This window comes from Microcoleus sp. PH2017_34_RAT_O_A (assembly GCF_020737885.1).
Lineage (GTDB): Bacteria > Cyanobacteriota > Cyanobacteriia > Cyanobacteriales > Microcoleaceae > Microcoleus.
Genome location: NZ_JAEQDD010000138.1, coordinates 28,281 through 44,112, shown reverse-complemented (window position 1 = coordinate 44,112; position 15,832 = coordinate 28,281). Strand labels below are relative to the sequence as shown.

At 44.3% G+C, this 15,832-nt stretch carries 6 protein-coding genes; 5 read left to right on the top strand and 1 reads right to left on the bottom strand.

The annotated features are described in order from the left end of the window. Positions 1 to 601: 601 nt before the first annotated feature. The 5 genes from JGK11_RS30485 (at position 602) to JGK11_RS30465 (ending at position 12,300) form a co-directional block, all read left to right on the top strand. Positions 602 to 2,935, top strand: a complete 2,334-nt coding sequence (locus tag JGK11_RS30485; protein ID WP_293174927.1) for an Rne/Rng family ribonuclease — start codon at positions 602 to 604, stop codon at positions 2,933 to 2,935. A 2-nt stretch (positions 2,936 to 2,937) separates the two neighbouring features. Next, positions 2,938 to 3,693: a ribonuclease HII gene (locus tag JGK11_RS30480; RefSeq protein WP_293174924.1), complete on the top strand. Its 756-nt coding sequence runs from the start codon at positions 2,938 to 2,940 to the stop codon at positions 3,691 to 3,693. Positions 3,694 to 3,879: 186 nt separating this feature from the next. Continuing rightward, entirely contained in the window at positions 3,880 to 9,969 is a 6,090-nt protein-coding gene (locus tag JGK11_RS30475) for a trifunctional serine/threonine-protein kinase/ATP-binding protein/sensor histidine kinase (protein WP_293214178.1), read from the top strand. A gap of 125 nt (positions 9,970 to 10,094) precedes the next feature. After that, a complete protein-coding gene (locus JGK11_RS30470; protein WP_293155470.1) occupies positions 10,095 to 10,490 on the top strand; it encodes a response regulator in 396 nt (131 codons plus the stop codon). Positions 10,491 to 10,530: 40 nt separating this feature from the next. Beyond that, positions 10,531 to 12,300, top strand: a complete 1,770-nt coding sequence (locus JGK11_RS30465) for an adenylate/guanylate cyclase domain-containing protein (protein ID WP_293174918.1) — start codon at positions 10,531 to 10,533, stop codon at positions 12,298 to 12,300. 244 nt (positions 12,301 to 12,544) lie between these two features. Here JGK11_RS30465 and JGK11_RS30460 read toward each other — a convergent pair whose 3' ends face one another. Then, positions 12,545 to 15,559 carry a PAS domain S-box protein gene (locus JGK11_RS30460; RefSeq protein WP_293174915.1) on the bottom strand — a complete coding sequence of 1,005 codons (3,015 nt, stop codon included), beginning with the start codon at positions 15,557 to 15,559 and terminating at the stop codon, positions 12,545 to 12,547. Positions 15,560 to 15,832: the final 273 nt, after the last annotated feature.

The following is a 15,832-nucleotide window of genomic DNA, read 5'->3' as shown; positions in this document are numbered from 1 at the left end:
TGCCAAAAAGAATGACCACTTTTGAGGTGCCAAGGTTTTCTTTTGTATGCTGAGTCCACGTTTGTCCAATTAATTGGCGATTAGAGGCGTAGCGATCGCGCAAGAATTCAACAAAAGTCCTTACGCTTTCGCTCCTACTTACTTTCGCTTAAAACCAGCCCTCAACCACCACGCAAGCAGAGTTATCAGTTCGTAGTGTTCAGTTGTGTGTTCAGTTGTGTGTTAAGAAATTGGTGAGAGTGGCGCTGAATTTATTCGCTGAGTTCAAAGGAAGAGTTGCAACTGTTGAATTTTGAAGTATTGAGGACAGCAATTCTCAACTTAAAACTCAATCTTGCTAACTCGATAAAAGCCTCCTTATTTCTATCTCTCAGATTTATCTGCTGAGCATAACTCATAACTCTCGATGGGTCGGGTTTAACTACTTTTTTATCTGTAACAGTGAAGAGTTAACAGTTAACAGTGAAGAGTTAAATTTCCTTCAACCCTGCACCAACTGACAGCTAATAACTCTTTAAGCTACTACTAATTACAGTTAAAGTCAGAGGCACTTTTCAGCGTTAGTGTCTCTAACTTGCTGCCAGTTTTTTGAGGAAATTGAATGACAAAGCAGATAGTTATAGCAGAGCAGCATCGCATTGCTGCCGTTTTTTCAGAAGATCAAATCCAAGAACTCGTGGTAGCCACAGGCAGCCACCAAGTCAGCGACATTTACTTGGGAATTGTCGAAAATGTACTTCCTGGGATAGATGCGGCCTTCGTCAATATTGGCGACCCAGAACGCAACGGGTTCATGCACGTCACAGACCTCGGCCCACTGCGGCTCAAGCGATCGGCAGGAGCAATTACAGAACTCCTCACCCCCCAGCAAAAAGTGCTGGTACAGGTGATGAAAGAACCGACGGGCAGCAAAGGCCCCCGGCTGACAGGCAACATTACCCTGCCCGGGCGTTATTTGGTACTGATGCCCTACGGCAGGGGAGTCAATCTGTCCCGGAGAATCAAGTCGGAAGCCGAGCGCAACCGCCTCAGAGCCCTGGCTATTTTGGTGAAACCGGCCGGGATGGGGCTGCTGGTAAGAACCGAAGCCGAAGGCATGACCGAAGAAGCCATCATGGAAGATTTGGAAGTGCTGCAAAAGCAGTGGGAAGCTGTTCAACTTGAAGGCGGTTCTACCCGGGCGCCGGCACTGCTCAACCGCGATGACGATTTTATCCAGCGGGTATTGCGGGATATGTTCAGCGGTGACGTGAACCGGATTGTCGTGGACTCGCAAAATGGGATTAAGCGGGTGAAGCAGCAGTTGATGAGCTGGAACGGCGGTAAACTTCCTGCGGGAGTTTTGATCGACCACCACCGAGAGCGCGCCTCGATTTTAGAATTTTTCCGCGTCAACGCTGCGATTCGAGAAGCTCTCAGACCAAGGGTAGATTTACCTTCTGGCGGTTATGTGATTATCGAGCCGACAGAAGCGCTGACGGTAATTGATGTCAACTCTGGCTCGTTTACTCGATCGGCAACGGCTCGCGAAACTGTACTCTGGACAAATTGCGAAGCAGCAACGGAAATTGCCAGACAACTGCGACTGCGGAATATTGCCGGGGTGATTATTGTTGACTTTATTGACATGGAATCCCGCCGCGATCAGTTGCAGGTGCTGGAACATTTCAATAAAGCTCTCAAAGCTGACAAATCTCGACCCCAAATCGCTCAACTGTCCGAATTAGGACTGGTAGAACTCACCCGCAAACGCCAAGGTCAAAATATTTACGAGTTATTCGGCCACAGTTGCCCTACTTGCAGTGGGTTGGGTCATCTGGTACAACTCCCGGGCGAAGAGGACTTCGGCGCAGCGGTGCGGGAAGCAGCCGATCGCACTGTGACTTCCTCCAACCGGGTGATGTTGAACTTGCCAGAAGGATTGGAACGCCGCAGCTTGGCGCCTGTAGCTGCTGCAACTGCTGCACCAGTGCGAGAAGAACGTTCCCCCGAACTCGCTCGGGCTGCTTGGGAACCTCAGAGCGAAAGTTTGGATTTTGTTGAGACTGGCGGCAACGCCTCAGCTTTGGACTTGCTCAACCATCCCAGCTATCAGGATTTGGGCAACGGAACCAGACGGCGCCGCCGCCGCCGGATTGGTGAAGAGCCTTTTGCCGTCGTCCCGGTGGAAGAGGAACCGGTACGTAGCAAGTTGCGGCTACCGAATACTTCGAGTGCGCCCGTCGCAGATACCCGCTCTGAGTATCTGGTGGTGACTCCCCCCGGCATCCGGGCAGCTTCTGAGGGCTTCGGGCTAGTGAATATGGCAACTGTTGGCAGGCGCGAGGAATTCGATCGCGTGCGGCCAACTAAGTCTGAGCTGCTGAAGCCGATGGTGGAGCCTCCGGAGGTGATTTCGGTGGAAATGACGCCAGAAGAGCAGGATGTTTATGCTCTGATGGGGGTTTCTCCTTTGGTGCTAACCGATCGCAGCGTCAAAAATCCTAAAAATGCGATCGTTTCGGTGACACTCCCCGGAGCTGGGCCGAATAAGCCGCCTTTTGAGCAGCTCGAATTTGAATTTGAAGCGCCTGCGCCAGCACCCCATGTTGAGGAACAAAATTATTATTCAGAAATGTCGGTTGCCCTGCCGGTATTTGCTGAGGATGACGATGACGATGATGCTGATGATGAGGCTGAAATTTACGGCGCAAGTTCGATCGACGAAATCGATGATTTTGAGCCGATGGAGGAAGCCGACGATGTGATGGCTTTCTCGAATCAGCCGAATAAGCTATATGAGTCGATCGAATCCTATGAGCCGATCGAATCCTATGAGCCGATCGAATCCTATGAGCCGATCGAATCCCACGAGGCGATCGAATCGAGCGAACCCGAGGAACCTGCGATCAACCGCCGCCGCCGTCGCCGCTCCTCTGCTGTTTTGGATGAGTGATTATGAAGGAAGAAGGAAAAGGGAAGAAGGAAGAAGGAACAAAGAAGAAGGAAGAGGGAAGAAGGAAGAAGGAACAAAGAAAAAGGAACAAAGAAGAAGTAGAAATTTTTACTCTCTTCCCATCTTTCCATCTCCCAATCTCCCCCTCTCCCTCTCCCCCTCTCCCCCTTTCCCCCTCCCCCTCTTTCCCTCGGATAATTGCAGGTGTAGATGAAGTAGGAAGAGGAGCTTTGTTCGGGCCAGTGGTGGCAGCCGCCTGCATTTTGCCCGACGAAGTTCTCGAAGAATTAGTAAGTTGCGGAGTGCGCGACAGCAAACAGTTGAGTGCCGCAGCCCGGAGTCGGTTAGCAGTCAAAATCAGGGCTGTGGCGGTTGACTGTCAAATTGGTGTGGCTTCGGTGCGGGAGATCGATCGCCTGAATATTTTGCAGGCTTCTTTGTTGGCAATGAAACGGGCGATTTTGAAATTAAATGTCGCCCCAGATTTGTGTTTGGTTGACGGCAATCAAAGAATACCCAATTTGTCGATCGACCAAGAGACGATGATTAAAGGTGATTCGCGATCGATTCAGATTGCCGCTGCTAGTATTGTCGCCAAAGTTTGGCGCGACGAATTAATCCTGCGGATGGCCGTCAAGTATCCTGAATATGACTTGACAAACAACAAAGGATATGGTACTGCTAAACATAAGTTAGCTTTGGAACGTTGTGGTGTGTCTGTCTTTCACCGGGTGTCATTTAGTCCCTGTCGAAAATAGTTAAATAGCACTAAAAAACCTAATTAATTTCAGCCAGAGCATCTAAAATTTGAACAGCCAAGAATTTTGGATTAATTGTTCTGGGCGCATAAACTCTACTCTGTAAGATGTGCAATATGCACCTTACCGCTTTATCATTTTCAGCCTCCGATAGCATCTACAGAATATTGATTTAACCTCTTCACCATGACTGATAATATGTTAAAAATTCCCGGCTATCACCTCACCGAGCAAATCTATAATGGCTCTAGAACCCAGGTTTATCGAGGAGTTTCTGAGTCAAACCAAAAAGTAATTATCAAACTGTTATGGAGTGAATATCCCACTTTTAGCGAACTCATACAGTTTCGGAATCAGTACACGATCACCAAAAATCTTGACCTTCCGGGAATTCTCAAACCCATTGCACTCTTAAACTATCAGAATGCTTTTGCTCTGATTACCGAGGATATTGGAGGTATTTCCCTCGCTGAGTATACTGTTAATTCAGAGCAATTGGAGAATATCAAATCCAGTAAATCTGACATTTCCTCCCTCCAGAGTTCGCCTCTACCGCTAAATGAATTTTTGCCGATCGCAATTCAGATTGTCAAAACCATAGAAGGACTATATCACAACCGAATTATTCACAAAGACATCAAGCCCCAGAATATCATCATTAACCCGGAAACTAAAGAAGTTAAATTAATTGACTTCAGCATTTCCTCACTTCTACCCAGAGAAAACCAGGAAATCCAAAATCCAAACGTCTTAGAAGGAACCCTAGCTTATATGTCCCCAGAACAAACGGGACGCATGAATCGGGGTATCGACTACCGTACCGACTTTTACTCGTTGGGAGTTACATTTTACCAAATACTAACAGGGAAATTGCCCTTTGACTCTAACGATCCAATGGAGTTAGTCCACTGTCATATTGCCAGAATGCCAACTGAGCCAATCAATCTGGTTCCAGCTATCTCAGTGATGGTGAATAATATCATCATGAAACTGATGGCAAAAACTCCAGAATCACGCTATCAAAGTGCTGCTGGGCTGCGCTACGACTTAGAAAAATGCTCGCACCAATGGCAAGAAAATGGGACTATTAGCGAGTTTGTATTGGCAAATCGGGATATTTGCGATCGCTTCGTCATTCCCGAAAAACTCTACGGTAGAGAAACTGAAGTTAAAGCCCTATTAGCAGCCTTCGATCGCATCAGCGAAGGCAATATCGAAATCATGCTAATCGCTGGCTTTTCCGGCATTGGCAAAACAGCCGTTGTCAACGAAGTTCACAAACCCATTGTCCGCCAACGGGGTTACTTCATCAAAGGTAAATTCGATCAATTTAAGCGGGATATTCCCTTCTCTTCCTGGGTGCAGGCATTCCAGAATTTAATCAGACAATTACTCACCGAAAGTGCTGGCGAGGTGCAGAAATGGCGAGTCAAGATATTAGGGGTTTTGGGTGAAAACAGTCAAGTTATTATCGATGTCATCCCAGAATTAGAACACCTAATTGGTAAGCAGCCAGAAGTCCTCAAACTAGAAGGAGTCGCAGCTCAAAATCGTTTTAATTTGCTATTTGGCAAGTTTATCCGAGTATTCGCCACCAAAGAACATCCTTTAGTAATTTTCTTGGATGATTTGCAGTGGGCAGACTCAGCTTCTTTGAAATTGATGCAGTTGCTGATGAGCGAAACAGATACCCGCTATCTGTTGTTAATGGGAGCATATCGAGACAACGAAGTATTTCCGGCTCACCCGCTAATGTTGACATTGGGTGAGATTAGGAAAGTAGAGGCTAATTCGTCAGCATCTTCTCTAGAAAAGCAGGATATCGATCCACCCGTCCTGAAAGTCAATCAAATTACCTTAGCACCTCTCAACCTAACTTCCCTAAATTGCCTAATTGCGGATACTTTTTCTTGTCCAATAGAAAGAGCAATGCCTTTGACGGAATTGATTTTTGCCAAAACCAAAGGCAATCCCTTTTTTGCAACTAAATTTCTGCAATTTTTGCACAGCGATGGATTTATATCATTTGATTTCACCCCCGGGGCAAGGGGGGGGTGGCAGTGCGATATTGCCAAATTGAGGGCGCTTTCTTGGACTGATGATGTCGTCGAGTTTATGGCAATTCAGTTGCAGAAATTGCCTGAAAATACTCAGCAAGCTTTAAAACTTGCAGCTTGTGTAGGTAATCAATTTGACTTAGCAACGCTAGCAATTGTCTCCAAAAAATCCGAGTCGGAAACAGCAGCCGATTTGTGGCTAGCACTGCAAGAAGGATTAATTATTCCCACCAGTGAAGTATATAAATTTTTTCAGAAATCTGAATCAATTGAAATTCTTCAAGGATCGGAGTTATCGGTTCCCTACAGATTTTTGCACGATCGAGTGCAGCAAGCGGCATATTCTCTGATTCCCGAATCCCAGAAACAGTCCACCCACCTCGAAATCGGACAATTGTTGTTGAGGAATACGCCAGAAGCAGAACAAGAAGAGAAGATTTTTGATATTGTCAACCAATTAAATATCGGGGTGGAGTTAATTACCGATCGAATCAAACGAGATGAGCTTGCTCAATTAAATTTAATAGCTGGACGTAAAGCTAAATCTTCCACGGCTTACGCGGCTGCTGAAAAATATTTAACTTTAGGCATAGAACTCCTGGATGTTGAGTGTTGGCAGAATCATTACAACCTGAGTTTAGCACTTTACGAAGAAGCCACAGAGGCGATGTATCTGAATGGTGATTTTGAGCAAATGGAGCCATTGGCAGAAATAGTCCTGGAAAAGGCAAATACGCTCTTAGATCAAATCAAAACTTATCAAGTTAAAATTCAAGCTTTGAAAGCGCAGAACCAACTCAAACAATCTTTGAATTTTGGGTTAGACATTCTCAAACTCTTGGGGATAGATCTACCTAAAGATCCAGAACTGACAGAAATTCCCTTGGCTTTTGAAAAGACGCAATTGGCTTTACAAGAAAAACCGATTCATGACTTAATTGATTTACCTGACATGAGTGACCCGCAAAAACTGGCAGCAACTCAGATGCTGTTACAACTCTGTCCTTCTGCTTACATGGTCACTCCAGTTTTGCTACCTCTCATTACTTTTAAACAAATTCAATTAGCCCTTAAATATGGTAATGCACCAACTCATACTCATGCCTATGCTAATTATGGACTCATTCTCTGCGGAGTCATGGGGGAGTTAGAATCGGGCTATCAATTTGGACAACTTGCACTAAATTTACTCGAAAAACTCGATACTAAGCCTTTCAAATCTATGACGCTGTTTGTAGAAGCTTGCTTTATCAAGCATTGGAAACAGCATATTACAGAGACCTTAAAACCTTTTCTAGCTTCTTACTTTAGCGGTTTAGAGACAGGAGATTTAGAACACGCTTGCTATTCTGCCCACAGGTATTGCTACCATTTATTCTTTAGTGGATCGGTCGAGCTATCAAGCGTGAAACTAGAGATGGAAACTTACGGTGATGCGATCGACAAGATGAATCAGGATAGCATTCTTCAATTGCATCAAATTTACCATCAAGTTGTATTAAACTTACTGGAAAGGACGGATAATCCTTGCTTTTTAATCGGTTCAGCTTGTGATGAAGCAAAAATGTTACCGATTCATATTGCCAATAATTACAGAATAGCGTGTTACTATTTTTTCTTAAATAAGTTAATCCTTTGTTATCTTTTTTGTGACTACCACCAAGCCATTGAGCATTCTGCCGGAGCAGAAGAGTATTTAGATGCAGGAGTAGCTTCGATATTAGTACCGATTTTTTATACCTATGATTCTCTGTCTAAGTTGGCGGTGTATCCCGATCGAGAGATTTCGGAACAACAACAAATCCTCGAAACTGTAATCGCCAATCAGGAGAAAATGCAAAAATGGGCGAATCATGCCCCGATGAATTATCTACATAAATTTTATCTAGTAGAGGCAGAACGGCATCGAGTTTTAGAGGAAAAATTAGAGGCGATCGAATTGTACGATCGCGCCATTTCCCTCGCCAAAGAAAACGGTTATCTCAACGAAGAAGCACTAGCCCAGGAACTCGCGGCTAAATTCTATCTCGCTTGGGGTAAAGATAAAGTTGGCACAGTTTACTTAACCGACGCCTACTACGCTTATGCGCGTTGGGGTGCAAAGGCAAAGGTTGAGGATCTAGAAAAACGGTATCCCCAATTGCTTGCTCCTATTCTGAACCAGAAAAAGAGCATTCATACAGACGAAACAATTGTGCTAATGAACTCTGGAACTATCTCATCCACGAGTTCCAGTGTTTCAGAAATCCTGGACTTCGGGACAATCATGAAAGCATCTCAAACACTTTCAGGAGAAATTCAGCTTGACAAATTGCTGTCAATTTTAATGCAAGTAGTGATGGAAAATGCCGGAGCAGAAACAGGCAATTTTATTTTGCAAAAAGCAGGTAATTTAGTAATTGAAGCTACCGGAATTAGCGGTGTTGCAGAAATAAAAGTTCTGGAGTCAATTCCTATTGAAACTAGCGATAAGTTACCTCGAAGCGTCATCAACTATGTTTTTAGGACTCAAGAATATGTCATTTTTAACGACTTGTTCGAGGAAATCAACCAACCAGAATCTCCCATTAAAAATATTAACGATCCATACATAAGTCAGCACAAACCAAAATCAGTATTGTGTTTGCCTATTCAACATCAAGGAAAGGCGATCGGTATCCTTTACCTAGAAAATAACCTGACAGTGGGTGCATTTACTCTCGATCGATTAGCAGTTCTACAATTATTGTCTTCTCAAGCTGCCATCTCGATCGAAAATGCCCAACTCTATGCCAATTTAGAAGCAAAAGTAGAAGAACGCACCCAAGAACTCCAGCAGTCAGAAGCTCGTTTTCGACAACTTTACGAGCAATCCGCCGATGCAATTTTGCTTTTAGATGGAGATGTTTTTATCGACTGCAACCCCGCCACGGTCAAAATGATGCGTTGCAATGACAAAAAACAGCTTCTTTCCTTGCCGCCGGCTCAACTTTCTCCGGAGATTCAACCAGACGGTAGAAACTCTTTTGAAAAAGCCCAGGAAATCACAGCCATTGCTTTTTCGCGAGGTAGCTATCGCTTTGAATGGATGCACCGGCGCAGCGACGGAGAAGACTTTTGGGTGGAAGTATTGCTGACTGTAATTCCTGTAGATGGTAAGGAAATTCTGCATACGGTGTGGCGAGAAATTGGCGATCGCAAGCAGGCTGAAGCAGCTTTGTACCAGAAAAATCAAGAACTAAGCGATACTCTCCAACAGCTCGAAACCACCCAAGAAGAGCTGATTCAATCAGAAAAAATGGCAGCTTTAGGACAACTTGTGGCGGGAGTTGCTCACGAAGTTAACACACCCTTGGGTGCAATTCGTTCTTCAGCGGGAAATGTGTCTAAGTTCTTGGATCAAACTCTGGAACATTTGCCAGCACTTTTTCAATCTTTCTCTCCAGAAGAAGGGCAAAAATTCTCAGAATTACTTCAGCGATCTCTCCAACAAGAATCAATACTATCAACCAAAGAAGAACGCAAATTGAAGAGAGCTTTAAGAAGCGAACTGCAAGAATTAGAGATTGAGAATGCCGATATTGTTGCAGATCTATTAGTTGTGATGGGGATCTACGATCGTATCGAAACTTGTCTCCTGCTACTCCAAAAACCGGATAGTTTGCACATCCTAGGAACCGCCTACAAACTGTCTGAATTAAAAAGAGGCATCGCTACTATCAATACAGCTACAGATCGAGCATCAAAAGTTGTGTTTGCCTTAAAAACCTATGCCCGTTACGAACAGGCAGGCACTAAGACAACAGCCAGCATTGCTGAAGGGATCGAAACCATCTTAACTCTCTATCAAAATTTACTCAAACAAGGAGTTGAGGTAGTCAGAAACTATACCGAAATACCGCCGATACTATGCTATCCAGATGAACTAAATCAAGTGTGGACAAATCTCGTTCACAATGCTTTGCAAGCAATGGATAATCGTGGCACATTAACTATTGGATTGACGGAGCAATCCGATCAGGTAAAGATTAGCGTTACTGACAGTGGCAAAGGCATCCCTGAAGAGATCGAGGCGAAAATATTCGAGCCATTTTTTACTACTAAACCCGCAGGAGAAGGCAGCGGATTGGGACTGGACATTGTGAAGAAGATTGTGGAAAAACATCAAGGAAGGATTGAGGTAGAATCAATTCCAGGTGAAACTACATTTAATGTTTTTCTGCCGAACGTTAGAGTATAATTATGAAATGTACCAATATCAGGACTGAAGCATAAGCTGGTTTGCAAGACTATTAGTAGCGGTAAGGTGTGCAGTTCTCACCCTACCAACAGAGTTATATCGCTAATCATAGAGGATAAAAAATAATGTCTAAGCCAGTTATTTTGTGTGTTGATGATGAGAGAATTGTGTTAAATAGTCTGAGGACGCAACTGTCAAGAGCATTCGGTAGTGATTACCTCTATGAAGGAGCGGAAGATGCGGATGAAGCTCTAGAGTTAATCGAAGAACTTAATGAGGAAGATATAAGTATTATTTTGATTATTTCTGATTGGCTAATGCCGGGAATTAAAGGAGATGAGCTGCTGATTCGGATTCACAAAAAATTCCCCAAAGTTATTAAAATTATGCTAACTGGTCAAGCTGACGAAGCAGCGATTAACCGAGCTAAGAACGAAGCGAATCTCCATTGCTGTTTGTCTAAACCTTGGTCGGAAGCCGAACTGTTGGAAACGATTAAATCTGGTTTAGCGCAACTATAGCCGAGTTGTTGAAAACTATTAAATCCGGTCGGTCTCAATTATGGCTCTACAAGTAATTGTCTGTGTTGATGATGAGAAAACTGTACTCCGAAGTCTGAAAGCAGAACTTCAAGAGGCAATCAGTAATGATTATATCATCGAAATTGCTGAAGGTGGGGAAGAAGCATTAGAATTAATCATGGAATTGCTAGACGATGGCTATGAAGTCCCGTTAATTATTTCCGACCATATTATGCCTGAAATGAATGGAGATGAGCTGTTAAGGCGAGTTCATATCATTTCACCCAAAACTCTGAAAATCATGCTCACAGGACAAGCAGATATTGAAGCGGTAGGAAATGCTATCAAAAATGCAAATTTATATCGTTATATCGCCAAGCCCTGGCAGCAAGAAGACCTGAGTTTGACGGTAAAAGAAGCTGTCAATAGTTACCATCAAAACAAACTGTTGGCGGAACAAAATGCCCAACTCCAGCAAATGAATAGCGAGTTGGCAAAGTTAAACTTTGACCAAGCATTACTGATTGCCCAACTCAATGAAAACGAAAATCGCTTGACACAGTTTTTGGAAGCAATGCCAATTGGTGTGGGGGTGCTGGATGCTGAGGGCAAAGTTTACTATATCAATCATAAAGCCAAAGAGATATTTGGTAAGGGAGTGGTGCCGGATATAAATTCAGAACAATTGTCAGAGGTTTATCAAACTTATCGAGCAGGCACCGATCGAGAATATCCTCCTGAAGACTTGCCAGTTGTGCGGGCGTTGAGAGGAGAAAATGCCGCTGCTGACGATGTAGAAGTCCACAACGGCGACAAAATTATTCCCTTAGAAATTTCGGCAACTCCTATCTACGATCGCACCGGAAAAATTACTTATGCTATTAATACCATTCTAGATATTACCGATCGCAAAAAAGCTGAAGCCGAGCGCAAAAATCTGATTACAGAACTTTTTCAAGTTAATAGTAATCTGGAACTGGCGCTAGATACAGAAGTAAAAATCACTGAGGCGACAAGTCGCTTTGTACCAAATCAGTTTTTATCTTTTTTGGGATATGACAGTATTGTTGATGTTAAATTGGGAGATGCGGTAGAGTTGGAAATGTCGATTTTGTTTTCTGACATTCGCGATTTCACAACGATTTCGGAACAGATGACACCGCAAGATAATTTTAAATTTATAAATTCATATTTGAGTTATATGGAACCGCTGATTGTGGAAAATCATGGGTTTATTGATAAATATATTGGCGATGCAATTATGGCTTTGTTTAGCGAGGGCGCTGACAATGCTGTGAAAGCGGGGATTGAGATGCTGCATACTCTTGCTGAATACAATCAATATCGCGTTTCTATGGGCGATGTGCCGATCCAGATTGGGGTGGGAATTAATACTGGTTCTTTGATGCTGGGTACTGTTGGCGGACGCAATCGGATGGACGGTACTGTGATTGGCGATGCGGTTAATTTGGCTGCTCGGATTGAAAGTTTGACGAAGAATTACGAGGTGCCGCTGTTAATTACTCAGCAGACTGTCGATGGCTTGAGAAATCCTGCTGATTATGGGATTCGCGTGATTGATAAGGTTCAGGTTAAGGGGAAGTCTGCATGGGTTACTGTTTATGAGGTTTTTGATGCAGATTTGCCGTTCGTTAAAGCGGGGAAGTTGGCTACTTTGCCAGTGTTTACTGAGGCTTTGTCTTTGTACAATATCTATAATTTTACTGAAGCGGCGGGGTTATTTGCTGATTGTTTGCGGCAAAATCCGGGGGATAGGGTGGCTCGAATTTATTTGGCTAGGTGTCAGTAGTTAGTTGACAGTTGACAGTTGACAGTTGACAGTTGACAGTTGGCAGTTGTTATTTGTTATTTTTGAATATCTCGCAATAATCAATAACTAATAACGTTCGCGAGCGGGGACGCTCGCACTAATAACGTTCGCGAGCACTAATAGCGTTCGCGAGCGGGGACGCTCGCACTAATAGCGTTCGCGAGCGGGGACGCTCGCACTAATAGCGTTCGCGAGCGGGGACGCTCGCACTAATGACTACTGACTACTGACTAATTTGCTCGATCGGCATTTCGATGATAAATTCGGCTCCTTGCCCTGGTGCAGACACGCAAGTCAGCATCCCGCCGTGCTCTTGGAGGACTCTGTAGGAAATGGACAGGCCCAAACCGGTGCCTTTGCCTGCGGGTTTGGTGGTAAAAAAGGCCTCGAATAATTGCTGGCAAACTTTTTCGGGCATACCGGGGCCGTTGTCAGAAACCCGAATTACAGCATTGGAGTTTTGGACTTCCGTCTTAATTTTAATCTTGCTGCGGTTAGCTTTGGCTTCGAGAACCGATCGCCCTGCGTTGTATTCCTCGATCGCGTCGATCGCATTTCCGATCAAATTCATAAACACCTGATTGATTTTACCGGAATAGCACTCAACTAAAGGCAAGTTGCCATATTCTTTAATTACGGCAATTTCGGGATAGTTGCCTCGGGCTTTCAGGCGGCTTTGCAGGATTAGCAGCGTTCCTTCAATGCCTTCGTGTAGATTAACCTTGGTCATTTGAGAATCGTCTTTGCGAGAGAAATTTCTGAGCGATCGCACAATTTCCCGAATGCGATCGGCTCCAATCTGCATCGAAGAGATAGCTTTTGGCAAATCTTCTAAGAGAAAATCTAGCTCGATATCCTCAATTTTCTGTTGAATTGATGCCGGTGGCTGTGGGCAGTGCTGCTGGTACATATCGATTAAATTCAGCAAATCTTCGGTATAGTGACCTATGTGGACGAGATTGCCGCAGACGCTACTAACGGGATTGTTAATTTCGTGAGCAACACCGGCTACCATTTGACCGAGGGTAGACATTTTCTCGGTGTGAATTAATACTGCTTGAGTTTGCTGCAATTCCTGTAAAGTATGTTCGAGCTGAAGTTTTTGCTGGGTTAACTCGGTTTGCGATCGCAGCAAAGCTTCCTCGCTGCGTTTTTGTTCGGAAATATCAGTAATTAACCCTTCCAAAGCGAGCAATTCGCCTGAGTCGGAATATACTCCCAAACCTTGCTCCCAAACCCATTTTAATTCCCCGTTTTTAGAAGTTATGCGGTAATTTAACTGATATGGTCGATTTTCTCGCAGGGCAATTTCTACGGCATTACAGAAGATTTCGCGATCGTCCGGGTGAGTCAATTCCGATAGAGAAACTTGCGGGGTGCCGATAAATTCTTCGGGAGAATAGCCGGATAATTGATAGCAGCCTTCGCTGACAAACTCCATACTGCGATCGGCATCGTTGCGAAAGCGGTAGGCCATCCCCGGCAAATTGCTCATTAGGGTGGACAAGGCGCGCTGGCTTTCCCGCAGGGCTTCTTCTGCGTGTTTGCGATCGGTAATATCTGTCATCACCACGAGCACGCAGAGTTCCCCCTCCAAATGAATCAATTCGGCTGACACCAAACACACCACCACCGATCCCGACTTCACCCGAAATTCGCATTCGGCGTTGCGAACAACACCCTGTACTTGCAGCAATTGCCTAAAATCAAGTCTGTTTTGAGGCTTTACCCAAATATTTAATCCCGCTACTGTATTGCAGGTCATTTCTTCTAAACTGTAACCAGTTATCGATAAAAAACTATCATTAGCTTCTATAAAACGACCCTCAGCAAAAGTAGTAATAGTCATTGGATCTGGACTCGATCGAAAAGCCTTAGAAAACTTTTCCTCCGACAAACTCAACCTTTTAATAGCTTCTTCCAACTGACTTGTCCGCTCTTTAACCCGGCATTCCAATACCTCGTTAGCCTGCTTCAGAGCAACCTCTGCCTCCACCCGATAAGTGATATCGCGCACCACGGCTTGCAGCCGCATTTTGCCGCCGATATCCATAGAAGTTAACAGCACTTCCGCCGGAAACTCTGAACCGTCCAAACGGCAGTGTACCCAGTCAAAACGACTATTTCCTGTTTCCATAGCCGTATTAATTCGCTCTAGAGAAAGACTCATAGAATCTTGCCCGTTCGGTTGCAGCCGCGGGCTAAATTCCGAAGGATGCTTGCCACAAAACTCCGATTCACTGCTGCATCCAAATAAAGTTAAAGTAGCCGGATTGCAATCTAAAAAACTCTTTTCGTCTAGCAGCATTACCGCATCTGTCGTCGATTCGTACAGAGTGCGAAACTTTTTTTCTGAAGCTTGCAAAGAAGCAATCAACTGCATTCTTTCTTCTCCAGCCCGCTTTTGGTTAGTAATGTCCTGCATTACTTGAGAAAAGCCCTGCAACTCTCCGCTTTCATCCCGCAAAGGAGTCACAATAATCTTCGCCCAAAATCGGGAGCCATTTTGGCGGAACCGGTAGCCTTCACTTTGATATCTACCTCTTTCGCTAGCTGTGATTAATTTTTCTTGGGGTTTGCCAATTGCAATATCTTCAGGCGTATAAAAGCATTCAGAATTTTTCCCAACTATTTCGCTAGATTCATACCCTAAAATTCTTTTGGCTCCCGAATTCCAGCTTGCTACATACCCCTTAGTATCTAGCATGAATATAGCATAATCTTTAACACCTTCTATTACCATTCGCAGGCGTTCTTCACTTTCTCTAAGCCTAGATTCGGCATTTTTGCGCTGGGTAATATCTTCGACAAAACCTTCGTAGTAGAGCAATTGACCGCCTGGGTTGCGGACTGCGCGGGCATTTTCCGCGATCCAAATTACTGTTCCATCTCTGCGATAAATCTGCGACTCAAAATCTGACACGATGCCTTTTGCTTGCAAAGCAGAAATAAAATCATTGCGGCGATCGGGATTGACGTAAAGCTGATCGCTAATATTAGTCAGGCTGTCCATCAATTCTTCGGCAGAATTATATCCGTAGATGCGAGCCAAAGCTGGGTTAGCGCTGATGTAGCGACCGTCATGGGTTGTTTGGAAAATGCCGGAAACAGCATTTTCAAACATACTCTGATATTTTGCTTCCATTTGGTGCAGTGCCTCCTCTATATTCAGGCATTCTATCGTTTTATTTTCTAATTTACAGTCGTTCGTTTTGTTTGCTAATTTTTGGTGTGCCATTTTTGAATACCCTGGTGTGTTTTTGTGAAAGATTCAATATTGTTGAGTGTCTGTTAGTAGTATAGATGCTGGATCGCCAAGTCGATAAATCCACCGCCGAGCCGTGCGATCGTTGTTGTCAAGCCTTAATTGCTTGCAACACATATCAGGACACAACGCTGTGTTGTGTCCCTACAGAATATGTGTATTGGATCCGATCGAGAACGGCTAGAGTCTGAGATTCTCCGGACACTGCTGTATTTATTGACTTCATCTACTGCGCCGTTAGTTGTT

Excerpts from the sequence above, each read along its gene's own strand:
- JGK11_RS30485 (WP_293174927.1), top strand. The coding sequence starts at position 602 with ATGACAAAGCAGATAGTTATAGCAGAGCAGCATCGCATTGCTGCCGTT.
- JGK11_RS30480 (WP_293174924.1), top strand. The coding sequence starts at position 2,938 with ATGAAGGAAGAAGGAAAAGGGAAGAAGGAAGAAGGAACAAAGAAGAAG.
- JGK11_RS30475 (WP_293214178.1), top strand. The coding sequence starts at position 3,880 with ATGACTGATAATATGTTAAAAATTCCCGGCTATCACCTCACCGAGCAA.
- JGK11_RS30470 (WP_293155470.1), top strand. The coding sequence starts at position 10,095 with ATGTCTAAGCCAGTTATTTTGTGTGTTGATGATGAGAGAATTGTGTTA.
- JGK11_RS30465 (WP_293174918.1), top strand. The coding sequence starts at position 10,531 with ATGGCTCTACAAGTAATTGTCTGTGTTGATGATGAGAAAACTGTACTC.
- JGK11_RS30460 (WP_293174915.1), bottom strand. The coding sequence starts at position 15,559 with ATGGCACACCAAAAATTAGCAAACAAAACGAACGACTGTAAATTAGAA.